At 63.9% G+C, this 24717-nt stretch carries 20 protein-coding genes and 1 pseudogene; 4 read left to right on the plus strand and 17 right to left on the minus strand.

The window, feature by feature from the left end:
• Positions 1-79: polyketide synthase docking domain-containing protein (locus ACX4ZE_RS21415; RefSeq protein ID WP_480275281.1), on the minus strand; the 79-nt coding region annotated here is incomplete at its 3' end.
• Positions 79-7566: an SDR family NAD(P)-dependent oxidoreductase gene (locus ACX4ZE_RS21420; RefSeq protein WP_480275263.1), complete on the minus strand. Its 7488-nt coding sequence runs from the start codon at positions 7564-7566 to the stop codon at positions 79-81. The genes ACX4ZE_RS21420 and ACX4ZE_RS21415, both read right to left, overlap by 1 nt.
• Before the next feature lie 358 nt (positions 7567-7924).
• On the opposite strand from ACX4ZE_RS21420, the gene ACX4ZE_RS21425 reads away from it, so the two are divergent.
• On the plus strand, positions 7925-8887 hold the full coding sequence (locus ACX4ZE_RS21425; protein WP_480275264.1) for an ACP S-malonyltransferase: 963 nt from the start codon (positions 7925-7927) through the stop codon (positions 8885-8887).
• Positions 8884-9975 (plus strand): hypothetical protein, encoded by a 1092-nt coding sequence (locus ACX4ZE_RS21430; RefSeq protein WP_480275265.1) that lies wholly within the window; start codon positions 8884-8886, stop codon positions 9973-9975. Before ACX4ZE_RS21425 ends, ACX4ZE_RS21430 begins: the two co-directional genes overlap by 4 nt.
• A gap of 11 nt (positions 9976-9986) precedes the next feature.
• Here ACX4ZE_RS21430 and ACX4ZE_RS21435 read toward each other — a convergent pair whose 3' ends face one another.
• Entirely contained in the window at positions 9987-10181 is a 195-nt protein-coding gene (locus ACX4ZE_RS21435) for a hypothetical protein (RefSeq protein ID WP_480275266.1), read from the minus strand.
• A gap of 103 nt (positions 10182-10284) precedes the next feature.
• Between ACX4ZE_RS21435 and ACX4ZE_RS21440 the strand changes: the two genes are divergently transcribed.
• The gene (locus tag ACX4ZE_RS21440; RefSeq protein WP_480275267.1) at positions 10285-10875 is read left to right on the plus strand and encodes a transposase; all 591 of its coding nucleotides are present in this window, start codon (positions 10285-10287) and stop codon (positions 10873-10875) included.
• A 216-nt stretch (positions 10876-11091) separates the two neighbouring features.
• Here the strand turns inward: ACX4ZE_RS21440 and ACX4ZE_RS21445 are convergent.
• The 6 genes and pseudogenes from ACX4ZE_RS21445 to ACX4ZE_RS21470 all read right to left on the minus strand — a co-directional run.
• A pseudogene (locus ACX4ZE_RS21445) lies at positions 11092-11484 on the minus strand (transposase); the annotation flags it as partial.
• 418 nt (positions 11485-11902) lie between these two features.
• Positions 11903-12397, minus strand: a complete 495-nt coding sequence (locus ACX4ZE_RS21450; RefSeq protein WP_480275282.1) for a recombinase family protein — start codon at positions 12395-12397, stop codon at positions 11903-11905.
• A complete protein-coding gene (locus ACX4ZE_RS21455; RefSeq protein ID WP_480275268.1) occupies positions 12298-12519 on the minus strand; it encodes a recombinase family protein in 222 nt (73 codons plus the stop codon). Before ACX4ZE_RS21455 ends, ACX4ZE_RS21450 begins: the two co-directional genes overlap by 100 nt.
• 165 nt (positions 12520-12684) lie before the next feature.
• Positions 12685-13167 carry a hypothetical protein gene (locus tag ACX4ZE_RS21460; RefSeq protein WP_480275269.1) on the minus strand — a complete coding sequence of 161 codons (483 nt, stop codon included), beginning with the start codon at positions 13165-13167 and terminating at the stop codon, positions 12685-12687.
• An 18-nt stretch (positions 13168-13185) separates the two neighbouring features.
• Positions 13186-13533 carry a hypothetical protein gene (locus ACX4ZE_RS21465; protein WP_480275270.1) on the minus strand — a complete coding sequence of 116 codons (348 nt, stop codon included), beginning with the start codon at positions 13531-13533 and terminating at the stop codon, positions 13186-13188.
• Between the two features lie 240 nt (positions 13534-13773).
• A complete protein-coding gene (locus tag ACX4ZE_RS21470) occupies positions 13774-14649 on the minus strand; it encodes an RCC1 domain-containing protein (protein WP_480275271.1) in 876 nt (291 codons plus the stop codon).
• Positions 14650-14883: 234 nt separating this feature from the next.
• Between ACX4ZE_RS21470 and ACX4ZE_RS21475 the strand changes: the two genes are divergently transcribed.
• A complete protein-coding gene (locus ACX4ZE_RS21475) occupies positions 14884-15891 on the plus strand; it encodes a recombinase family protein (protein WP_480275272.1) in 1008 nt (335 codons plus the stop codon).
• Between the two features lie 205 nt (positions 15892-16096).
• Here ACX4ZE_RS21475 and ACX4ZE_RS21480 read toward each other — a convergent pair whose 3' ends face one another.
• The 8 genes from ACX4ZE_RS21480 to cas3 all read right to left on the minus strand — a co-directional run bounded on the left by ACX4ZE_RS21480 (position 16097) and on the right by cas3 (position 24011).
• Positions 16097-16249 carry a hypothetical protein gene (locus ACX4ZE_RS21480; protein WP_480275273.1) on the minus strand — a complete coding sequence of 51 codons (153 nt, stop codon included), beginning with the start codon at positions 16247-16249 and terminating at the stop codon, positions 16097-16099.
• Positions 16250-16396: 147 nt separating this feature from the next.
• On the minus strand, positions 16397-16687 hold the full coding sequence (gene cas2, locus ACX4ZE_RS21485; protein WP_480275274.1) for a CRISPR-associated endonuclease Cas2: 291 nt from the start codon (positions 16685-16687) through the stop codon (positions 16397-16399).
• Complete coding sequence (gene cas1c / locus ACX4ZE_RS21490) at positions 16688-17710, minus strand: type I-C CRISPR-associated endonuclease Cas1c (protein WP_480275275.1); 1023 nt, start codon at positions 17708-17710, stop codon at positions 16688-16690.
• Positions 17711-17714: 4 nt separating this feature from the next.
• Complete coding sequence (gene cas4, locus ACX4ZE_RS21495; RefSeq protein ID WP_480275276.1) at positions 17715-18368, minus strand: CRISPR-associated protein Cas4; 654 nt, start codon at positions 18366-18368, stop codon at positions 17715-17717.
• Positions 18365-19234: a type I-C CRISPR-associated protein Cas7/Csd2 gene (cas7c, locus tag ACX4ZE_RS21500; RefSeq protein WP_480275277.1), complete on the minus strand. Its 870-nt coding sequence runs from the start codon at positions 19232-19234 to the stop codon at positions 18365-18367. The genes cas4 and cas7c overlap by 4 nt, the downstream gene beginning before the upstream one ends.
• A gap of 28 nt (positions 19235-19262) precedes the next feature.
• Positions 19263-21074, minus strand: a complete 1812-nt coding sequence (gene cas8c, locus ACX4ZE_RS21505; protein WP_480275278.1) for a type I-C CRISPR-associated protein Cas8c/Csd1 — start codon at positions 21072-21074, stop codon at positions 19263-19265.
• The gene (cas5c, locus tag ACX4ZE_RS21510) at positions 21064-21780 is read right to left on the minus strand and encodes a type I-C CRISPR-associated protein Cas5c (protein ID WP_480275279.1); all 717 of its coding nucleotides are present in this window, start codon (positions 21778-21780) and stop codon (positions 21064-21066) included. Before cas5c ends, cas8c begins: the two co-directional genes overlap by 11 nt.
• On the minus strand, positions 21777-24011 hold the full coding sequence (gene cas3 / locus ACX4ZE_RS21515; protein WP_480275280.1) for a CRISPR-associated helicase Cas3': 2235 nt from the start codon (positions 24009-24011) through the stop codon (positions 21777-21779). Before cas3 ends, cas5c begins: the two co-directional genes overlap by 4 nt.
• Between the last annotated feature and the right edge of the window lie 706 nt (positions 24012-24717).

The following is a 24717-nucleotide window of genomic DNA, read 5'->3' on the forward strand; positions in this document are numbered from 1 at the left end:
CTCGCAGCCGCACCGTCTCCTTCACCGCACTACGAAGAGCACCGACCAACTCCTCGACCGACCCCATCTCCGAATCCATCACGACTCAGCTCCTTCATTCGCCAGCGAAATCAGATCCACGATCCCCAGCCCGTCGATCACCGCCTCATCCGCCACGAACACGGTGGTATATCTACTCGCTCCGGTGGTATCGGCATCGATTCCGCTACTGTCGATGTCGTTTCCGTGGCTTTCGGTGTCAACCAGCACGCCGAGCAGATACGAGACGACCGCGACGGGACTCGGATGGTCGAACACGACGGTGGAAGGAAGTCTCGAGTCGGTCGCCTGGACGAGGCGATTGCGTAGTTCGATCGCGATCAGCGAGTCGAACCCGAGTTCCTTGAATGCCCGACGCAGGTCGATGGACTCCGGGCGCGGCTGCCCGAGCACTGCCGCGACCTCCGCGCGCACGAGGTCGGTCACCAACCGTTCGCGGTCCTCGGCCAGCGGCAGCTCAGCGAGACGTTGCCGCAGATCGGCCGGAGCGGCGGGCCCGACCGCGATCGAGCGCATGGGCCGAACCAAGCCCCGCCACATCGGGGGCGGCTGCGCTGCGCCGCGGTGCAGAGCGGCCAAGTCCGCATGCATGGGTACGACGTTGGCGCGACCGCTGGCGAGGGCGGTGTCGAACAAAGCCAGTGCTTGGTCCGCAGGCATCGGGACCAAGCCGCCGTGCGCCATCCGCCGCCGGTCCGCGGCCGACAATTCACCTGTCATCTCGCTCGCCGCGGCCCACAGCCCCCATGCCATCGACACTGCGGGCAATCCGGCCGCGTGCCGCGACGCCGCCAAGCCGTCCAGGAAAGAATTAGCGGCTGCGTAATTGCCCTGACCCGGACCGCCCAGCACACCCATTACCGAGGAAAAAAGCACGAAAGCGGACAATTTCGTCGCGGCGGTCAGCTCGTGCAAATACCACGCCGACACTGCCTTCGCTCCGAACACATCGTCGAGGTCATGGGCCGACATTCCCGTGAGCGTCACGTCCCGGAGCACACCGGCCGCATGCACTACCGCCGACAGCGACGGCATCTCGGCCAATGCAGCCGCGAGCGCCGCCCGGTCCGAAACGTCGCATGCCACCACATCAACCCGTGCGCCCAGCTCAGCCAACTCCCGCACCAGATCCGCGGCGCCCGACGCCGAAGGTCCGCGACGGGACATCAACACCAGATGCCGGACACCGTGGCGCCGCACCGCATGTCGGGCCAGCAGCCCACCCAATGTCCCGGTGCCACCGGTGATCAGCATCGCACCGTCACCCAGTCCGGGCGGAGCCGAGTCCGCAATGGCCGCAATATGTCCCAATCGGGCAGCGGACACCTGACCGGACCGCACCAGCAGCTGGTCCTCGGCGTCCGGCAGCCGTAGCCGACCCGACTTGTCCAGCAATCCCGATAGGCCGACGGCCCCGGCATCACCTTCCACGTCGACCAATACGAACTGTCCAGGAAACTCCGCCTGAGCCGAACGCACCAGTCCCCACACCGCAGAGCCTGCGACGTCCGACACCGTCGGGCCCACCGCGCCCGCAGTAACCACCACCAACCGGGATCCGTCGAAACCTTCGGTACGCACCCACCACTGCAGAACATCCAGCACCTGCGTGACCTCGGCTCGGGCGGCTTCGGCAGAATCCAGACCGCCGCCGATCGCGCGAGTGTCGAACAGAACCGCACCGCCGGTCACCGCAGAAGTGAGCTCACCGGCCCATTCCACCCAGGGCATCGGCGTGGCCGAACTTGGTTCTATGGGGACCCACCGCACTTCATAGAGGCCGTTGTCGACGGCCAACTGCCCAGGCGCGATGGGACGCATGGTCAAAGTGTCGATCGTCAGGACGGGTTCACCGCACTGATCGGTGGCAGTCACTGCCACGGCGTCGTCCGCTACCGGTTGTATCCGGACGCGCAATGCGGATCCACCGATCGCGTAACGTCGGACGCCCGCCCACGCGAACGGCAGAAGGGTCCTGTCGTCCGTGCCCTCGACCACCAGCACGGCTTGGACAACGGCATCCAGCAACACCGGATGGACCCCGTAATACTCGCCTGCCGTCATCGCGCCCGCCGGCAGCTCGACCTCGACGAACAGTTCGTTATCGCACCGCCATACGGCGCGCAGTCCCTGGAACGCCGGACCGTAGTTGTATCCGCGCTCAGATAATTCGGTGTAGAAGTCGTCGACGGCGACCGCTTCGGCGCCGATCGGTGGCCAGGACACTGATTCGGTGTCTTGGCGGGCCCGGTCGTCGGCGCCGAGCGTTCCACTCGCGTGCCTGGTCCACCCGATGGCGAACCGGCTATCCGCCGGGCGGGAGAAGATGTCGACCTGCCGACGGTCCCCCCCGGACGCGACAAGATCGACCGAGTCGCCGATCACTACCTGGACATCTACTGCTGCCGTAGCGGGCAGAATCAGTGGCGCGTGCAAAATCAGTTCCTCGACCAGGTCGCAACCGACCTCCCGACCTGCACGCAGGGCGAGTTCGACCAGGGCGGCACCCGGTAGCAGCACAGTGCCGTCGATCATATGGTCGACAAGCCATGGGTGGGTCGCCTGCGACAGGCGACCGGTCAACACGACCGCCGCGTCATTTCCAGCGATATCGACCGCCGCGGACAACAGTGGATGCGCCGCGGGGCGCAGACCGGTCGAGGACGCATCCGCCTCGCCTACGACAGCGGGAGTACGAGTGTCAAGCCAAAATCTTTGCCGCTGAAAGGGATAGGTCGGCAAATCGATGAGGCGACCACCTGCCCCGGAAAGAAAACCGGTCCAGTCGACCGATGCGCCGTGCGCGTATGCAGCTGCGAGGCAGAAGAGCAGACGCTCGCGATCATCCGAGCCGCGTGTCAGTGTTGCAGCCGTCGCGACCGGTACACGGAGTTCGTCCGCGGTCTCCTCTATCGCGGTGATCAGGACCGGGTGCGGGCTGACCTCGATGAAGAGCTGATGCCCGCCGGTGAGCAGCGCGCGCACGGCGGCCTCGAATCGCACTGTGTCGCGCAGATTTCGACCCCAGTGATTCGTGTCCATCTCGTCAGCTATGAGAGCGGCTCCGGTGACGGTGGAGAAGAACGGCACCGTAGCCTCCCGCAGGCGGATCGACGCGACCGCCTTGGTAAGCTCATCGGCCACGGTCTTCATCTGCACGGAGTGGAAGGCGAAGTCCGAGGCGCTGTTCCTGGTACGGATGCCTTCGGCGGCGCATGCCCTGGTGAACTCAGCAAGCTCGGCCGGATCACCCGCGACGACAACCGAAGCGGGCGAGTTCACCGCGGCGATATCGAGCCCTCCTGTGAGCCGGTCGCTCGCCTCCTCCAGACCCAAGGCAGCCCAAACCATCGCGCCCTGGCCGGCCAACCCGGACGCGGCCAGCAAACGACCGCGGGCCGTGATCAGCCGGGCCGCGTCGTTCAGCGAGAGTATCCCTGCTACACAGGCTGCGGCGACCTCCCCCCTGGAGTGTCCGATCACCGCGGCAGGCTGCACGCCGTGGAACTCCCACATCGCGGCCAGCGATACACTCACCGCGAAGAGCACGGGCTGGCCGACGTCAACCCGGTCCAGTGATGGCGCACCGTCCTCGCCACGGATCACCGCCAGCATCGACCAGTCCGTGTACAGCGCAAGAGCTGCCTCGCATTCGGCCATACGGGCTGCGAAGGCAGGCGAGATTCGCAGGAGATCGCCCGCCATACCCGTCCACTGCGAGCCCTCGCCAGAGAAAACGAACACCGGACCGGCCGACAACACCTGACCACGCACGGCGCCCGCGATCGACCGGCCTTCGGATACGGCGCGCAGACCGTCGAGCAGTTCGTCCCGATCACAGCCGAACACCACGCAGCGGTGCGCGAGATCGGCTCGGGTAGTCGCCAGCGACCAACCTACATCCACCGGATCCCGATCGGTGGCGACGTCCACCAGGCTTCGAGTCAGCTCCAACAGCGCGGACTCGTTCCCAGCCGACAGCACCCACGGCATCGGATCGTCGAGGGAACGGGGCGGAGGTACGGGGACTTCGCCGCTCTTACCGGGAGATTCGAGGATGACATGCGCATTGGTGCCGCTGATCCCGAACGACGATACCCCGGCCCGGCGCGGCTGCCCCGTCTGCGGCCATACCGTCGACTGCGACAACAATCGCAGTGCGCCCGAGGACCAATCCACGTGCCGCGAAGGTTGATCGGCGTGCAATGTTCGTGGCAGCACGCCGTGCCGCATCGCCTGCACCATCTTGATCACACCCGCCACACCCGCGGCCGCCTGCGTATGCCCGATATTCGACTTCAACGACCCCAACCACAACGGCCGGCCGGCCGGCCGGTCCTGGCCGTAAGTCGCCAGCAGGGCTTGCGCTTCGATCGGATCACCGAGCTTGGTGCCGGTTCCGTGTGCCTCGACAGCGTCTATGTCCGCAGTGGTCAACCCAGCATCGGCCAATGCCGCCCGGATCACCCGTTGCTGCGCCGCACCATTCGGCGCGGTCAAGCCATTCGACGCGCCGTCCTGATTGACCGCCGAACCGGCCACCACCGCCAACACTCGGCGACCCGCACGCCGCGCCGCCGATAATCGCTGCACCGCAAGCAATCCCACCCCTTCCGACCAGCCTGTCCCGTCCGCGGCATCGGAGAAGGACTTACAACGCCCGTCGCGTGCCAAACCTTGTTGCCGCGCGAACTCGATGAACATGCCAGGCGTGGACATGACAGTGGCACCACCAGCCAGTGCGAGCGAACACTCCCCGCTACGCAACGCCCGCATCGCAAGATGCAATGCCACCAATGACGACGAACACGCCGTATCCACCGTTACGGCCGGGCCCGCCAGACCCAGCGCATACGAAATACGCCCGGACATGACGCTGGCGGTAGAGCCGGTCAACCGCAGACCATCAGCGCCTTCGACCGGCTCATGCAACCGCGGTCCGTACTCCATGGCGGTTCCACCGACGTACACCCCGACTTGCTCGCCGTGCAATCGATCGGGCCGAATTCCGGCATGCTCCAGAGCTTCCCAAGCCGTTTCGAGCAGTAGCCGCTGCTGCGGGTCCATAGCAGTGGCCTCGCGAGGACTGATATGGAAGAAGTCGGCATCGAAATCCGCCACATTATCGAGGAATCCGCCGCCCCGCACATAGCCGCCGATCCGGTCGGCATCGTTCAGTGTGCCCAGATCCCAGCCGCGATCGGCGGGAAAGTCACCGATGGCGTCCACGCCGTCGACGACCGCCTGCCACAGCTGCCGCGGTGAAGTGACGCCGTGCGGAAACCGGCAGGCCATGCCGACAATGACGACGGGATCGTCTTCCTCGACCGCCGGGACCTCGGGCTCGATTGCGCCGGAGACCCCGGCAGTCGAAGTCTGCGGCGCGATCGCGGTATGCGACGCGGCGGCTTTGTTCAACTTGCGGCGCAAGCCGGATATCAGCGCATCCGGAGTCGGGTAGTCGAAAGTCAGCGTGCTGGAAAGACGTACGCCCGTCCGGCGGAAGAGTATTTCGCTCAGCTCCACGCCCGTCTGGGAGTCGAGACCGAGTTCTTTGAAGGTCCTGGTGGTCGAGATGGCACCGACGTCATCGTGACCGAGTACCTTCGCCACCTGCGACCGGACCAGTGCTGAAATATCCGGGATATCCGGCACAAACTCGGACGCGCGCTCGCCGGTCGCCGACGAAAGCACCGCCGCTACGGGTTCCTCCCGCGTTTCCGACCGCTGGTCCGGTACGACGGGCATCGCGGGGAGCCAGTATCGCCGTCGTTGGAAGGCATAGGTCGGCAGGTCGACCCGGCGCGCACCGGAGCCTGCGAAGACTGTGTCCGCGTCGATCGGCGTGCCGGTGACATACGCCGACGCGTTTGCCATCAGAAAGTCATCGGACCTGCGGTCGCTACGGTCGGGACTACGTGTGACACAACCGTTGCCGCCCGCCACCACACCTTCGATAAGACAGGCGTCGGCACGGCCCTGCACCAGGGCCGCCAGCCCTCCGAGCAGCGTTTCACGATCGTGCCCGACAACTGCGGCGCGGTGTTCGAAGGCAGTCCTGCTGCTGAGCAGTGTCCAGCCGACATCGGCCACGGTGAGAGCGGAATGGTCTGTCACATATGCATGCAGTCGAGCAGCCTGGCCCCGGAGTGCCTCGGCGCTGTGCGCGGACAACGGCCACAGGACCGGGACAGGCGGTTCGCCTACCGTCGGTTGGGCGCGCCCCGCATCGATTCTGATGTCCCTCGGGGCTTCCTCGACAATCAGGTGCGCATTAGTGCCACCTAGCCCGAAAGCACTCACTCCAGCTCGACGAGTGCCGCCGTCGGCCGGCCACGGTTCCAGCTCCTGTTGCACTCTCAGATTGAGCCGGTCCAACGGGATCGCCGGATTCGGGGTGCAGTAGTTGAGGCTGGCGGGCAGTGCCTCGTTTTCCAGCGACAGCATCACTTTGAGCAGCCCGGCCACCCCGGCGGCGGCTTCGAGGTGCCCGATATTGGTCTTGACCGACCCGACTCGAAGCGGTCGGTCGGCCGGTCGGCGGGTGCCGATCGCCGCCCCGAGGGCTGCTGCCTCCACCGGGTCGCCGACTGCGGTTCCAGTCCCGTGCAGCTCCACGTAATGCACATCCTGTGCGGCGATGCCTGCTCGCCGATGCGCGAGTTCGATAACCTCCTGCTGAACTTCTGCCTCGGGGATCGTGAGCGCGGCCGCGGCCGCGCCGTTGTTGACCGCGCTGCCACGGATCACACAACGCACGCGATCCCCGTCGGCCTGTGCCTGGTCGAGGGTTTTGAGTAATACGAGTGCACCACCCTCGCCACGGACATATCCATTGGCCCGTTCATCGAAGGTATAGCTACGCCCGTCGGGGGACAGCGCGCCAGCGGCAGCCAGAGCCAGCGCAGTGTCCATCGCGAGGTTGAGATTGACGCCGCCGGCCAGCGCCGAAGTGCATTCGCCGGAACGCAGGCTCTCGCACGCCTGGTGGATTGCGACCAAAGCGGATGACTGTCCGGTATCGATGATCTGACTGGGCCCGCGCACGCCGAGCAGATAGGACAACCGGTTGGCGATCATACTGCGCAAAGTGCCGACGGTCGTATGGGTGTCGATGCCGACCGAACCGAGCCGACTGCGAAGCATGGCGTAGTCATCGAGTGCCGCACCGATGAATACTCCAGCCCGGCTACCGGACAGCTCGGCCGGGATAATGCCAGCGTGTTCCAGTGTCTCCCAGCCTAATTCGAGCACAAGTCGTTGTTGCGGATCCATCGCGACGGCCTCGCGCGGTGGAATTCCGAAGAAATCGGCATCGAACAGCGCGGGATCGTCGAGGAATGCTCCCCAGCGCGCTGAGTGACCCGCCTTCACCTCCACGACCGTGGCGGGGTCCCAGCGATCGGCCGAGACCTCGGTGACCACATCCCGGCCCGTGGCCAGCACTTGCCAGAACTCCGCAGGGTCATCGACCCTCGGGAGCCGGCACGCGTATCCGATAACAGCGATGGGAACGATCGAATCCATGTACCGATTCCTCGAATTCTCGGCGATGCCGAGCTGGGCTTTACTTTTTCTTTAAAAAAGATGATCGGTTACTTCCGAATCCTCGGAATGCGATTATTGCCGGTCCGGATATCGTCTCGATAGCGTCCGCTGAGGTCGCATGTCGCGGCCTTGTAACGCAATCTTCCGACAAGCACTCGGACACCGGTGTATAGAGGTGTATAGAACTGAAGAACGGCGCTCTACCTGGCTGTTCGATAGTTATTAGAGCTATATAAGAGCTACCTGTGAAAATTGATAACATATAGACGCAGATCACGTTCGGGTCATTGTCGGAATGATGAATTCGAACAAGAGTCACGCAGCGGGAGAAAATATAATGACCTTGGGATATATGTTCGGCGGCGGAGTGGGTAGCGAGCCGCGCGGCGTCGAACTGCACTCCGCTTATGCCGGAGTCCAGAACCTTTACCGACAGGTTGCGGAATGGACCGGGCTGACGGTAGGGCAGATCCTGGAGGAGGACCTACCCGAGGCTCCGGAGACGCGGCAGAGCATCGGCACCATCCGAGAATCAGCACATGCCATCGCGGTACACGACGTGCTTGCCGAACACGGACTGCGTCCGAGCGCGTTGGGCGGCCTCAGCCTCGGTGGCATGTCGGCTGCCTGCTTGGCCGGGGCGATCAACCGCCGGGCTCTGTTCGAGATGCTGGCGCACGCTCGCAACACCCCGGACCAGCCGTCCGGCACACCCGAGCAAGGACTCGCCCTGGCATTCGAACCGACCAGCGACAATTCGGGCCGCTACCGCGGTGTGGGACTGCCCGGCGTATACCTGGCCGGGCAATTCGGCCCGACTGCCGACGGTCAGACTCGTATTCTGATGCTCTCCGGCGAGCGCGCAGCCCTGGACAGACTAGCTGCGGAGCTACCCGCGGACACCGTTATCCCACTACCCGGCCGCTCGATGGCCATCCACTCGCCCCTGCGTAGCCATTTCCGCGCGTTCATGGCGCCGTACATCGATGCCATGCCGTTCACCGATCCGGGATTGCCACTACTGTCCTGTCTGGACAACAAGGTGCTGATGACCGCGGCAGATGTTCGGGACACCTTCCACCGAAACCCCACTGACCCGATCAATCTGACGTATATCTACGAGGCGATGAAGGACGAGGGGGTGCGTCTCGGACTCGTCATGGGCGGCTCCATTCCCGATGGGGTACTGCGGTTCCCGTTCTCCGTGGTGCACGTCGACCGGCCCGAACATATCGAGCAGGTGCTGACCATGGTCTTCGAGCTCGGTATCGAAGTGTTCCCCACGCGAGCGATGCGATGACCAGCACCTTCGATCCGCGTGCCACGGAATGCGATGCTCTGATCCAGGACTGGCTCGACACCGATCTCGACGAATGGACCCGCGCTGTGGTGCGGCGGACCTTCGACCCGGAGACCGGCGCGCCCTACTGGTTGCGCCGAGCGGACGAGCTGGATTTCGATCCCCGCGACATCACACGCTATGAACAACTCACCGCCTTCGGTCCCTTCCCCCTGGACACCCTGCGCTCACTGGACCCCGCCGAGCTCGTGCCGCTGGCCGTACCTCGTCCGATCACCGGTCGAGTATGGGACAGCGGCGGCACCACGGGTACGCCCTGCCGGGTCTACTACACCCCCGATATGCTGCTACATCGCGGAGCCTGGCGCCGATGGTCCTTCATCACAGAAGGTTTCGAGCCGCACCGCACCTGGCTGCAGGCTACCCCGACCGGACCACACTTGATCGGAAACGGCACCTGGGAAGCGAGTGAACTCCACGCCGGGCTGGTCTACGCCATCGATATGGACCCACGGTGGGTGAAACGGCTCATCCGGGAAGGCCGTCTGGCCGAGGCCAACGAGTACAGCATCCACTTGGTCGACCAGATCGCCGATGTCCTGCAACACGGCCGCATCGATTACATCAACACCACTCCCGCTCTCCTACAGGTACTCGCACGTCGCTATCCGGATCTGGTATCGGCTCTGCACGGCGCCCGGCTGAGCGGCACGCAGGTCAGCCCCGACATGTACCGCGATCTGACCGCCGCGCTGGACGGCGGAATCTGCGGCCGCAGCTACGGCAACACCTTCGGTAATGGGGCCGGACTCCCCACCGAACAAGACGGCGAAATCCTGCCGTACGCCCCCAACTATCCCCAGGTCACCATGGCTGTCGTCGACCGAAACGACTGGTCGGCAATAGTCCCCTATGGCGCAACCGGCCAGGTCCGCCTCACAGTCCTACACGAAGACCTGTTCCTACCCAACGTCCTCGAACGCGACCAAGCCCTCCGCTTCGACACCGGAGGCGCCTGGCCCTCCGATGGAGTCGCCAATGTCCGGCCCCTACAGATCACCACCACAGCACCGGAAGGCCTCTACTGAAGCACAGATCTTCATCCGAACGACACACGGGCAAAACCGCAATGTGATTGCAGCCATTGAATACCCACTGCTGGAACCTGCTTATCCATCGTCATCAACCGTCGTTCTCGGGAGCGGTCGACGCCCTCCAGGCTCGGCAACGCCGCAATCCCTACTGCAACGATCGCGAACAACGCGGGCACCTGCACCAGCAGCGCTCCGCCCATGTGGCCTTCGGGCGAGCGCTAACACCCCAGCGGTAGATCGTGGCGGGCTGACGGCTGAACGACGGATGTTCCGGAAGCGTATCCGGGTGCAAGCGGCTGAAATGTGCGCCGAAGGACAAAGCAATACGCAGATCGCCGCTTCGAAGACGAGGACAGCTTCTCGATGACGTCGCCGATGCGGGCGACCTTGTCGGTACGTGGGCGCACTCCCACGGACATAGTCCAAGGACGATCTCAGCGGCGGTTCTCCGTAGCCGCCGCGGTTTGTTATACCAACGGCGAACATTCCCGGCTGATCTACCGGCCCAAATACTCTCGCGGCCCGAAGTCCTTAGGGCACCGCAGCTTCGCCTGGACCGATTACCGTGACCTGCTCGTCGGTACCCACCGCCAGCTCGGTGGCCCGATCGTGCTGGTCTGGGACAACCTGAACGTGCACCGCGACGCCCTGCTACGCACATTCATCGCCATCCACGACCGGATCAGCTGCTACCGGCTACCACCGTATGCACCCGAGTTGAACCCGGTCGAGGGCGTATGGTCACTACTGAGGCGAAACAGCCAGCCCAACTCCGTATTCACAGGCCCCATCCACCTGCTACACGAACGTCGCCACAACCTACGACGAATCCAGTACCGTCACAACCTCATCGACGGATACCTCACCGCAACCGGACTCACACTCACGACATAACACCGAAAACCTTAATAGTGGCTGGTCCGGGCTTAGTTTCGAATACCTGGAGATCTTCCACAACCAGAAGTATCGTCATTCGGTCCTCGGTGTGCGATCTCCGATCGAGTGCGAGATGGTACACCCGCCTATCCAACCCGTGGGATGAAATCCAGTATCCCGACTCTATTGAGCCCGGGAGTGTCCGATTAACGGTGGATCCGATCCCGGTGTTGGTCAGTTACCGGTCGGGGTGATCCGGCCTTCGAAGGTGATCGCGAAGGCGTTTAGGGCGGGTTTCCATCGCATCGCCCACCGCTTCTTACCATGGCCGGTGGGGTCCAGTGACCGGGTCACCAGATACAGGCACTTCAGCGCGGCTTGCTCGCTGGGGAAGTGTCCACGGGCCCGGACCGCGCGGCGGTAGCGGGCATTGAGCGATTCGATTGCGTTCGTCGAGCAGATCACCCGCCGGATCTCGACGTCGTAGTCGAGGAATGGAGTGAACTCGGACCAGGAGTTCTGCCATAACCGTACGATCGCCGGGTATTGTCCACCCCATTTCGCGGTGAACTCGGCGAAGCATTCCTTGGCGGCGGACTCGGTCGGCGCGGTGTAGACCGGTCGCAAAACGCACCCTGCTACACAACTGATCACGAAGACTGCGCCAGAGCCTGTTGATTCGCTGTCGGCGACACATGCCACGGGTGCTCGTATTTCGACCAGTGATCCCGGCATCCCGCGATCCGCCACGTCCCTCCACTGGCGGTCTCGAACACGCTGAAGTCCAACTGCCACAACTAATTCGAGCCGGTCGGCTCGGCAGCGAAGGCGGCCTTGCGGCGGGCGGCGAGCTGGCGGCGTGCGCTGATACGCCGCCGGCAGCAGCAGACCGTCGTCGCGCAGGCACCGCAGCACCGTCGCCTGCGATACCCGCTGCCCGTCGTAACGGCACATCGCCCACACCTTGGGGAATCGGTAGTAACCGCGCGGAAAACAACACATATGGCTGGACCAGCAACGATGCGGGAACTTCGGTTCCGATGGGCTAAGCGCGTGGTGCGGTACCGCTGACGATGCGGTGGATAGTGGAGCGGCCGACGCTGTATTCCTCGGCGAGGTCGGTCAGACTCGCGTCGTCATCGGGGTCGTGGTAGCGGCGGTGGATCGTTTTCCGAGCTGCGAGAGGAAGTTTCGGCGCTTTGCCCTTGAGTCGGCCTTTGGCGCGGGCCTTGGCCATGCCCTCGCGGGTGCGCAGATGCCCCAGGTTGGCTTCGAACTCGGCGACCATGGCGAGGGTTTGCAGGAACAGCCGGCCGAACGGGTCGTCCCAGTCGTAGATCGAGCTGCCGAGTCCGAACAGCACGCCGCGTTCGCGCAGGCTGGTCAGGATCTGGCTGGCCTCGGCCATGTCACGGGCGAATCGGTCGAACTTGGTCGCGGTCAGCACGACCTGGCGGCCGGTGATCGCGGCCGCTGCCGAGGTGACTGCCGCGAGTGCGTTGTCCAGACCGGTGCGGTTTTGCTTGTGGTGCCGGAGAATCCTTTGTCGACGAAGATTCGCTCGCGCGGCACGCCGAGGGTGAGCAGCTGCTCGATCTGGATCTCGACATCTTGCTCATCGGTGGAACAGCGGCAATACCCCACTCGGAACGGCTCACCCATACCCCCAGATTGTTCCGTATAGCGGGGGCTGATCGGGACGGTTCGCGGAACACCTCTACAGAACACCCGTGAGCTGGGTGGAAATCCGCGCACTGTGATGTTCCGGTGGCCGGTCGGCTTACGGAACACCCGAGGTGTACCAATGTCCATTGGCCCTGGCAGAATCTACGCCTGGTTGATGTCGGCACGGCGTAGTTTCCCGTAGCTATGTTCGAGGTAGTCCCGGTAGGTGTCGTCGATGGGACCCGTTGCCGATGCCGACCATGGAATCGGGCATGGGCCCGAATGCATTGGGTCGGGGCATATCAGGTGGGTGAGGTCGTCGAGTGCCTGTTCGGCGGTGTCCTCCGTCGTGAGTACTCCTGCCCTCAGCTCGGACACCGCCCGACTCCCAGGGTCGAGGTCGGGATGTTCGTCACGCCATTGCGGCGGAAGCTCGCTGTAGAGCTCCTCGACAGTCATCCGTTCGGGGTCATCGTGCTCGATACCGGGTTCGGCTGGTGCGTCGGCGGAGAACCCGTCGACACACCAGCTCGACACCCTGCTCTCGAATACGCCCCGCGCCCGACTGATCAGGAGACGCATCTCCTCATCAGTGGCGTAGACACCCACTCGTAGCTCCCACAAGTCCAGGCCCGGGGTCATCATGTACTCCTTCAGTGCTCGTTACAGGGTTCGGCAGTGCTTGGCACGGTAGCCGTCGCCCACCTTGGAATTCGCGTTCTTTTTGGCATTTGCGACCGCAGCGGGCATCGTCTTGCCTCGGCCGGTCCCCTCAACGTAGCCGACGGCGTTGTTGTCGCTGAGCCTGATCTTGGCGCACTTGACCCGGGCCGTGTACGCCCGGACCGGAACAATCTCGACCGGGCCGCCGATCGACATCGCTGACGATGGGCGCGACGGCGCGTCCTGACCGCCGCTCGCCGACGCAGCCCCTGCACCAACCAGCGTTGCCGATATGGCCAGGGTCAGCACTCCGGTCAGTACCCGGCTTCCGTTGCTAATGATCTTCATTTGTACCCTCCCGTGTGTGATTGTCCTTCACTCGTATTGGACGTGCTTGTCCCACAACGGGTTCCACTAATTTCGATGGTGTGTGTCACTCTGTTCTGACCAGCTGCCCCAGTCAGGAGCTGTCTCTGACTCAGCCCATCGCGAGTTGCAGGAAATGTGAATGTCGGGGTTTCGCCGGGCTGGAATCGACTGTCCAGCTACGGGTTCGCGACCTGAGGTTGTCGGTCGGGCCCCGGTTGATCACCAGACGCCGGCGAAAGGGGGCTGCCCAGCCTGGACTTCCGACCAGGTGTCAACGTCGCACTGACCGTCGGCGTTGTTCCCGGTGCTGAGAACCGTGCCGTCGGCGTACAGCCCAAGGGTGTGCGTCGAGCCGGCTGAAACGGCGACGATGTCGCGCCAGGCGCTGACCTCGCACTGCCCGAAACTGTTGTCGCCGAACGCAAGGACCAGGCCGAACTCCGTGATCCCGACGGTGTGATAACTGCCTGCGCTCAGCGCGACAACGTCTTCCCACTGCTCGACGTCGCACGCTCCGGTAGTTCGATCTCCGGTTGCGATGGCCCGTCCGTCGGCCTGGAGGCCGACGGTGTGGAGATATCCGGCTGCGATGTCGCACAGGTCACGCCAACCGTAAACCGAACACTGCCCTCGTCGATTATTCCCCGCTGCCAGAGCCGTGCCATCTGACGTCACACCGAGTGAATGCCAGTCACCGCACGAGACAGCGACCACCTCGCGCCAGCGCTGCACATCACATGCTCCTTCGGAGGTCCTGCCAGCTGCGAGCACGGTGCCATCGGCAAGGACTCCGAGCGTGCGCCGCCAGCTCGCGGCGACTGCTACGACGTCTCGCCACGCAGCTACATCGCATTGGCCGTCGCCGTTCCATCCGGTCGCCAGCAAAGTGCCGTCGGATCGAAGTCCGACGGTGTGGGACCTGCCCGTGTTGTTTGCCGTGTGAACGTTGCCTGCAGCAACGGCTATGACGTCTTTCCACAGTTCGACGCGGCATTCGTTAGCGGCATTGACGCCCGCAGCGACGACCGTCCCGTCCCGGCAACGAGCTACAGAGTGCCGCCTTCCGGCCGCCAGTGCCGACGTGCGCGCTCGCATCCTGCCTCCTGGCCACTCAGGGTAATGGACGATCAGCCCCTCGGCCTCGTCGAAACCGCCGATTCTACCGAGTGGTGAAAGTGGTGAACTCGACGGATTCAGGTCTCGCATAAATGATCGGATACGAGAGTTCTGCGACAGCCCCGGATCGACCACCAAACCCGCAGGCCACCATTCGCAAAACTCCTCTCGAAACCCGCGCCTTGTGCGAGACACTTCTGAGAGACTTCGACCATGGAGCTGACCCCCGAGGAGGCTGCCGCCGCGGTGGAACATCACCGCTGCCCCAATTGTGACGCTCCCGCCGGCAGCGCCTGCCGGACCCGAAGCGGCAAGACTGCCGCGAAGTACCACACCCCGCGCTTCGTCCTGGTACCCGCACTACGCGAGGAACTCGACGTACCGGTGCCCGCCGATCGTCGGCCGGGCCGGAACTGGACCCCCGGCCCCACGCTCGCCGTAGTTCCGCCACCGGCGTCCCAGCGGCTGGTGCGGTTCGGCTATGCCAGGACATCGACCGCCCGCCAAGAGCTGGCCAGCCAGCTCGAAGCCCTCCGTCGGGCCGAATGCCACAAGATCTTTCACGAGCAGATCAGCACCCGGGTCAGGGTCCGGCCCGAGCTGGAGAAGGCGCTCGCGCTGGCCCACCAGTTCAAAGAGGCCGCGCCCGAGACACCGGTCGTATTCACCGTCCACGAACTCAGGCGTCTGGCCCGCAACGCTGCCGAACTGATGGCGCTGTCGGCCGAGCTCCAGACCGGCGGCATCCAGCTCGAACTGCTCACCGGCCCGCTCACCGGCATCTACGACCCCAACGGCATGGGCGCGATGTTCTTCGCGGTCCTCGCCGTCGCCGGGCAGATCGAACGCAACTACATTCGGGAAAAGACCCTCGAGGGCCAGGCCATCGCCGCGTCCAGGGGCAACCACGGCGGCCGGCCCAAGGTCATCGACGACGACTCGCTCACCTTCGCCCTCGCCCTGAAGAACAACGGCGTCCCGGTCCCGGACATCGCGAAAAAGCTCACCATCAAGACCGGGAAGAACGCGGGCGAACACCCGTCCGTCGCCTCCCTCTACCGGGCGTTCGCAGAAGCCGAACACACCGCCGCGAACGACGGCCTGCCGATCCGGCCCAAACCCGCCCGCATACGCCGCCCCGACGACCCGCTCACACCCGAGGAATCCGACCTCCGCGACCGCATCCAGGCCCAGGTCCTCCAGCGTCCAAACAACCAGTAGCCAGCCCGAACCCTCAAAGCCGCACCCCCTGACCAGGAATTACGCCATATCCGTTGTTTTTCGGCGATTGCTACCGGGACCCCCTGTCCCGGCCGCTCCGCGCGCCACCTCTCGACCAGTTGCGATCTTCGGTCACCCGCGAAGGTGACCGCCACGTCAGCGACCGAGCGAAAAGCACGGTCAATCTTAGAGTTGCGATCCTCGGTCACCCGCGAAGGTGACCGCCACTCTCACGCAGCGCGTCCGCTGCGGCGGTGAGTATCTCGTTGCGATCCTCGGTCACCCGCGAAGGTGACCGCCACCGCAGATCACGCGCTGTCTCGTGCGCGATGCCATACCAGTTGCGATCCTCGGTCACCCGCGAAGGTGACCGCCACTGTGCGCGAACTGGGCGGATGTCGACCGGGCCGCGCGATGGGCATTGTTTCGGGTAGTTCGAATACGATAGCTGCTGGTGGCTGGTTCGGAACCTCTCTGGGAATCCGTGTGCACTGGAGGTTCTCGGTTACAGGATCAGCGGGTCGCTGTGTGGTAGTACTTGGGCGGTTCCGATGGTGCGGACTGATTTGAACGAGCCTATGGGTATTTTGTAGATCCGTATGCTGTCTTCGGTGTTCTTGATGAGGCGGTGGATGCTGTCGATCAGGATGAGTAGTTCGGTGTCGGTGCAGACGATTTCGAATACGGATTTTTGTACGCGCAGTCCGTAGCCTTCGCAGAGTTTGGCGACTTGTCGGAGTCGTCGTTTTCCTGCGGGGGTGGTGGTGCAGACGTCGTAGGTGAGTAGGAGCTCCATCTATAGTGTCCAGGGCAGATAGGTGGGCAGTTCGGCTCGTAGGTGTCGCGCGAGTAGTCGTGCCTGGATCGAGGGGAGTAGCGCGATGTCTATTTTTCTCTCCAGGAGTGGATGTGGCAGTGACCGTTGTTTGTAGCGTTGCCATTCGGTGAGGACCAGCTTGCGGCCGCTTTCGGTCAGTTGCACCGCGCCGCCTGGCAAGGTCTGGAAGTGTTCTGGACGGACTTGTCGGCGGTTGAGCAGGGTCAGGGCGAGGCGGTCGCCGATTGCCGGCCGGAGTTCTTCCATCAGATCCAAGGCCAGGGCTGGTTTTCCGGGCCGCAGGCCGTGTAGGAATCCGATGTAGGGGTCGAGTCCGACTTGTTCGGCCGCACCGTGTACGGCGGAGCGCAGCAGACCGTACAGGAAAGACAGCAGTGCGTTGACCGGATCGGTGGCTGGTCGCTTGATGCGGGCGGTGAACGCCGACCCGAGGTCTGACCGCAGCAGATGTCGCAGGCCGGAGAAGTACAAGCGGGCGGCTTGACCTTCTGTGCCGAGCAAGACCTCGAGGCGGGGTATCTCTGGGAGTTTCTCGAGGAGGTCTGCCAGGTCGTTGGAGATCTCACGCAGTGCCTGTTGCTGGTGGACAGAATCTCGAGCACCACGCATGAGGATCTGGCGGCTGTTCTGGATCTTGCCCGCGACACACGATCTCGCGATCGATAGTCGGGCTTCGGGATCGGCGTGCGCTAGATGCTGGCTGTGACGCAGCAGCACATTACCCCGGGTCGGGCCGTCGACACGGCCCAGGAATCTGCCTGCGGAACTCATCCAGACAACCGCGCGGCCGTCCTCGGCGCATCGGGACAGTAGTTGGGAGCTGACCTGGATGTTACCGAAAATCACAATCGATTCGATCCGCCTCAGCGGCAGGACGCGTCGCGGTGAATCGTCGGGGATCACGACTCGGATCGCATCGTTGTCCAGATATAGTGAGCTGCCTGGTGTTTGGACGTAGAGTGTATTGAGCAGTTCGGTCATCGCATCAGTCGTCCCACTGCCCGACCGAGGTCGGGGTGAACAACGCCGCGGCCAACGTGTGGTAAGTCTTGCGGGCTTTGAGGACCTTGGGCATACAGAGTGTGTTCATGGAGCACCCGCGGCATCTGCTGTCGGCCACGGCCGGTGCTAGTTCGGCCCGCTGAGCGAAGGATCTGACCGCTTCCGCGGTTTGCGCGACCCGCTCCCGCAGCGCGTCATCGATCGTCACCGGATGGCGTTTACGATCGCCTGCCGCGTAGATGAATCCGGTGTCGATCCGGGTGGACAAACGCTCTTCGAGGCAGATCGCTTGTCCGGCGAGCTGGACGTCGGCGGGGCCACCGGGATGGTAGCGTCCCGACTTGTGTTCCACCGGGGCAACGGTGCCGTCGGCGAAGATCTCGACCACGTCGCATACCCCGATCAGACCGGCGCCGTCATGCCATACCGGCAGCGCCCGCAAGGTGCGGACGCCGGGTCTGGACTCGACACCGGGATCGTGGACATGGGCGTGCGTGAGAGTGCCGCGGATGGTGTTGGGGTCGTCGGCGTAGGCGTCTTCGAGCAAGATCAGCGTGGCTTGCCGGGGGCAGTACGCGTAGTGCTCCAGCGAGGACAGGGACACCGGCGGTGTGTCCGCGGTGGTGGCTGGGGTCATCCGATGATCCGGGTGAGTGTTACGCCGTCGGGGAGGGCTGCTTCGTCGATGGTGATGGTGTAGTCGGTGAAGCTGCGGATGGGTGTGGTCGGGGTTTGTTTGCTGTCGGGGGTGATGTGGACGGTGTTGGTAAGGGTGTGGGCGGGTGCGGTGCCGTAGGCGTCGTGGTGGGTGAAGATGTAGAGGCCGCGCAGGGCCATTTCGCCTCGGGTGGAGGCGCGGTCGTGTTCGAACATCAGGGTCATGCTGCGCCAGAGCAGGGCGAGGTCTTCGGCGGTGACGCCGGTGCGGGTTGCCAAGGGTGCGCTGAAGTGTCCGACACCGCGGTAGAGGCCGTAGGGGACGGCGTGTTTGCTGCCCATCTCGGTTTGTTTGGTGTCGTCTTCTCTGGTGCGGGTGAGGCGGGTGATGCCGTGTTCTTGGGGCAGGACGGGGTGGATGCTGCGGGAGAAGGTCAGCTGCAGCGGGCCTTGGACACGGCCTGCGGGTTTTTTGCCGGTGGTCATGACGGCACCGAACATGCGGACGTCGTAGAAGTTCTCGCACATCCAGCGCTGCGCGGACGGCTCGGATGCTTTGTCGTTGGGCAGGTCGAGTTCTTTGTAGGCGCGTTCGTGTTGGGCGTTGAGTGATACTCCGGCTTCGACGTAGATGGCGTTGCCGGGTTTGCCTTCGCCGAGCAGGGTGACCATGTTGCGGATTTTGCGTTTGATAGCGACGTCGGTGACCAGGCCCTGCATGGTTTCGGGGTCGGTTCGGGGGATTCCGCCGCCGTCGGGGTCGCCGTTGGGGTTGCCGTCGATGACGTCGAACAGGAACACGAAGTCGTGTTTGCGGGTGGGGTCGAGATGAGCGGCGTCGGTCATGGGGTGGGGTGCTCCTTGTCGGTATCTGTCAGGCGATGGGTTCGGCGGTGGTTTCGTCGATGACGGGTTCTTCAGTGGCTGCGACGTTTTCAGCAGCTGCGGCTTTGGCTTCTTTGGCGGCCTTGCCGGCGCGGGCCGCGGCCATGTCGGCGGCTCGTTGGTGGTCGTAGCCGATAATGAATCGAGCTTGGGCTGCGGTGTCGAAGTATGCGGGCAGCGCGGTGTGCCACTCGAGTGCCTCGCAGATCTTGGCCAGCTGAGCGTAGAGTGCCCACCCCGCGGGGCGAGTGGCTTGTCTCCCGGTGAGTTTCTTGAGGTGGCCGTTGGCGTTGAGTCGCAGCGTCCGCATTGTCGCGAGCGGCTGGCTCATGGCGAGCCCGAAGTAGCGATCTCGGATGGTGGCGTTGATGTCGGGGATCGCCTGGCGTTGGATGACTTCGAGGACGGCGAACATCCGGCCCCATACGTAGGCGGGGTCTGTGGCGGTTTCGTCGAGGCCTGGCATAACTTTCTCCTTCAGGTATGGAGGGCGGTTGAGCGCCAGGCGCAGCATCGCCACACGAGGCAGGTCGACGTGGTGGTCGTTGCGGATGCGGTGCAGCAGCCTCGGCACCGAATTCGGTGGTGGCGGGCCCCCGTGTAGCGCGCAGCGCAGCAGGTCGCGCTCGATACCGCGGGCCGCGCTCCCGACGACGTAGGATTTGCGCTGTTTGTCCCAGCGGCCGGTGGCCTGGACCATCCTTTTCAGGCCGACTTCGTGGATGCCGTCGGCCCATGGCTGAGTGGATCGGTGGTCGTCGAACCAGTCACGGAATCGTTTCTTGATTTCCAGGACCGGTATATCGATCCAGTCACGCACTACGACGCGGCTCTGGTTCGCCGACAGGGTGATGGCGTAGAAGTCGGTGTCGTCGACGACCGTGCCCGACTCGCCTTTCATGACTTCGTTCCGCAGGGCGGAGACCTGCTCGGGGGCGGGTGTGTCGATGATGCGGATATCGAATTCGGTGGCGGGCTCGCGCAGCCACCACGTCAGGACGTTGTCCTCGCCGCGGCGATGATGCCGCGGGTCCGACAGCAGGCTGTTGAGCGCAGCCATGGCATGTCCTCCGCAGTCTTCGCACAGGGGCGTGTTGGCCAGTTGCAGGGTGCCCATCCGCCCTTGGGCGGTGGTGTTGACCGACACCAACGCCGCATCCCGGCCGCGTTTGGGTCGCCCGGTCGAGTCGACGCCCACGGGAATCAGGCTGCCCTTGACCATCTCCGGAACCGTCTTCAACAACGGCCCGACTGTCGCACACGACAAGCAGAACCCCTCGCTGCCCGAGCTCTTGCGGGTGCGCGCTACTCGCGCCCAGAACTCGGTCGCCGACTCCCGCAGATGTATCAGTTCGCCGGCGACGAGGAACACGACCAAGTCCGACGACTTCGCCTCCTGCAGTCGAGGGTCGGCCAGAAGTTCGAGATGCCTTCCAGTCGTATAGAATTCACATATCATCCGGGCGACTGGATCATTACTGGACTCCCGCCATTGCCGCAACAGGGCGAGGTAGGCGTCGTGGCGCCGCGCCGCGTCGCGGTGGGCCTTGTCCTCATCCTTCTTGGCGAGAGCGAAGACATACTCGAGAGTATCGACCAGCAGCATCGCGGCGATACCACTGGTTCGGGTCAGATACGGTGTCGCCAAAGGTGTTCCGGACTTGTGATCAGCGTCGGCCCGGTCTATCAGATTCGGGTTCCCGGCGTCATCGAGCACGACGGCCCACCGCACCGTCCGGGTCCGGTAGTAACGGGGTGTGGTGTCCTCGGTGCGGCTTGCCGCGAGGCGATCAATCAGCATTCGTTCGTCTCCCGCGTTCGGTGGGGCCCGCCGACGGCAGTTCCATGCCGTGGGGCGGGACGTGCAGAACGCCGTCGGTCAGCCTCGCGAGGAACCAGCGGTAGGTTTCGCCGCCATCGGGGTCGTAGGCGATGCTGTGGAGCATCACCCCGAGGTCTTTGTCCTTGTCCCGCCGGTCCGAGATGGGTTCGGCTGAGGTGGCTTTGCCGAAGCGGGCCGAGAATTCGCGGGTGCCGAGGAACGGTTGGGAGTAACAGGCGCCTCTGTCGACACGGCGACGGAACTGGTCACGGTATGCCATCTCGGTGGCGGTGGCATGAGGCCGTAGCTGGATCTGGGCGTAGATACGGTAGGCGACATCACGCAGTCCCACGGTGTTGCGTTGATCGCGGTCGTCTTCGACGTCGTAGCGCAGGCCGGGATCGGCGATGGCGCGGCGAACCCAGTCGTCGGAGACCATGGATTTGACCTCGTTGCGGCGGATCGAGAACCAACGGATCGGTTTGAGGACCTCGATCTTGACGATGATGTAGTCGAATTCTGGTTTCCAGAAGATCGCTTCCAGAATTCCTCGGGCCGCGGACGGGGTGATGACTTCGTAGCTGAAGCGTTCGGACTTCATCTCCGGCCGGGTGAAGCAGGCGTACTCGCCACTGATCTCGACCACCAGCGGGGAGTGCGGATAGTACGGATGGGTGCTGTTCACCAGATGTAGTCCTCCGGGTCGGGGTAACTGAATTCGATTCCGCGGGTGCCGTAATCGCCGCACCACTCATACAGGCGGCCGCTGCCTGGTTTGGTTGGATCACCGACCAACACTGTGGCCAGTCCCTCGGCCACCGCCCGCACAGCCAGCCGCTCGGGCAGCGCCGCCAGATAGGGTTGCAGCCGCCGATACACCCACGGCTCGACTAGGTCCGGGCCGAGCACCCTGGCGCGGAGGTCTTCTCGTTCGGTGTCGTCGCCATAGCCGACCACAACAGGCACGGTGTGTTCATCGATCATGGTGAACATCGCAGCGACCTCGGGGAAGTCGAAGACGGCCCGAAGTTTCTGGATCCTGGCACCAGCACCGCTGTTCTCGATGTTCTTCACCGCATACCGGGTGGTGTAGTAGTCGCGCAGCAGGTCGAGCCGGTCCGGGTCGCGGCCGGGGCCGAAGAACGCACGCGTGACATCCATAGCGGGCCCGTACACCATCGCCGTGCCTTTCACACTGCCATCGACCGGATCGAACACCACCACACGACCTTCGTCGAGCAGCCCGTTGCGGTTGCAACGCCCAGCAGCCTGCAACAACGCCTCCGCGGGCGCGAACGCCCGGTACACCACCGGGAAATCCAGATCGACACCGGCTTCGACCAACTGGGTACTGACCACCACCACCGGCTGCCCCTCAGCAAGCCGCGCCCCGATCTCCTGCAGCACAGCGCGACGGTGGCCACCGGCCATCCGCGTCGACAGGTGCAAAACCGGTCCCTCGGTATCCCGAGCCGCGATCAGCCGATGCAGCTCAGCGGCATCGGCGGTCGTGTTCACGATAACCAACACCTGCCGCTCCCCCGCCGCATCCTCGGCGATCTGCCCGAGGGTGGGCTCGGGATCGCACCGCCACTCGAACCGAACCCGCCGTAACCGGTCATACAACGGCTGCGGTCGCGCGATCACCTCACGGCGCCCGATACCCCGGAATATCTCCAAACCGAAGAATTCCGGCTGAGTCGCCGAGGCCAACAACACTGTCGTACCGAAGTGCTCACTCAGATGCCGCAACACCGACAAAATCGGCAACAACAACGAATCAGGCAGCGACTGCACCTCATCCAACACAATCACCGACCCGGCGAGTCGGTGCAGCTTCCGCATCGCCGACGGTTTGCGGCTGAACAGCGACTCGAACAACTGCACCGTCGTCGTCACCACCACCGGCGCATCCCAATTCTCCGCCGCCAACCGCTGCCAACGACCATCGGAGCCGAGCCCGTCCACATCGACGCCACTGTGATGCTCGAGCACATGCTCATCACCGAACAACCGCCGATACACCGACGCGTTCTGCTCGGTGATCGACAAGAACGGCACCGCGACGATCACCCGGGCCAAACCATGCCGGGCAGCGTGATGCACCGCGAAACCACCTGCCGCGATGGTCTTCCCAGCCCCGGTCGGCGCGGGGAACGGGAAGATACCCGTGGGCTGCGACGCAGCCGCGACAACCTGCTCGTAGACCTCAGTACGGATAGCGTCGACCCGCAGCGCCTTCTCGTCGGAAGACGTAAGCCGCGCATCGAGGTAGTCGCGACGGTTACGTTCATAGACCTGCGCCAACTCCGACAACCGCACCGGCGTCGGTCGCGGTTGCCCACCGAAATGCCGCGCGGTATCCAAATAATCGGCATCCACCAAAGCGCTGAACACCATCCGCAGCAGCAGCTCGACCACACACGCATCTACCGGCGGCAACGCCCACGAAGGAATCCCCGGCATCGGATCCGGGAAGATCTCCGGCACCACAGCCGCGACCCGAGCGATCGCCTCCTGCACCGCGTCACGAGCCGGACCCTCCGCCCGCGCAACCGCCTTCACCAGACCCTGGCGATTACCCAAACCTCCGTGATGACCCAAAACCGCCATCGACAACAAGCCCAGGCCCGCTCTTCTCGCGGCCAACCACGTACCGGCGAGCTTATGGTCGATGCTGCCGCCACGCCGATCCACCACACGCCCACCATTGGCTTCAGCACGCACAAGCCCCGCCTGCCACGGACAACCACCCTTACCCGTGTCATGAACCAAACCAACATACTCCGCAACCCGACCCGCCCCGAACACCTCCGCGAACCCCGCCGCCATCGCAGCAGTACCCCGCAAATGATCGACCAGATCATGACGCACCCCCACCGCATTCGCACTATGCGCCCACAACCCCGAAGACATCGCTCCCCCCTACATCCCGACCGAACCCAGTACAGACAGCCAACATACGCCCAGACACCGACACACTCTGGAGCATCAGAGATTCGGGGAAACGACACACATCCGGCTCCCCGAATCCCCGGCCTCCACCTGAGCCCGCACAGCGCTGCGCCTCTATTGCGATCCTCGACCGCCACCTCTCGAAGCAGTCGCCAACACACAAATTTTAGAGGCGCAGTTTAAAGTAGTCTAGTATTTTCGTCGAATCTGTACTGCGTTGCCCTGGGCCGGTTAGCCTCGGTCCACGCCAGTGGAGGACCGAGGCCCTATCGGAGACGTATCAACCCTCACATCCTGGGTGCAGGGACTCGCCGGAATCGCTGCAGCCGGAAGCGTTGGTGGGGTGGTCTACATGCTGCTGATCAGTCTGGCCGCGGTCACGGCGATGTTCACCAAGAGCAAACCACGCCGCGAGGCTGCTATGGCAGTGCTCGAACTACTATGGTGGCGGCGCCGAAACAGATAGCGGGACAAAGAGACTTTCTACGATCTCACAACTGGACCGCCACCACGGTAGACGCTTCAGACACGCAGAAGCAGCAGGAAACCTCGGGATCGCTATCAACGGTCGTAACCGATAAAACCTCCGACCCATAACTTTCCTCAGTCACCCGCCGAAGCGTTCGCCACCGATCCAACGACCGGAGTTCATTACGGCCCCCCTGGA

The sequence above is a fragment of the Nocardia sp. TBRC8007 genome, from assembly GCF_056629435.1.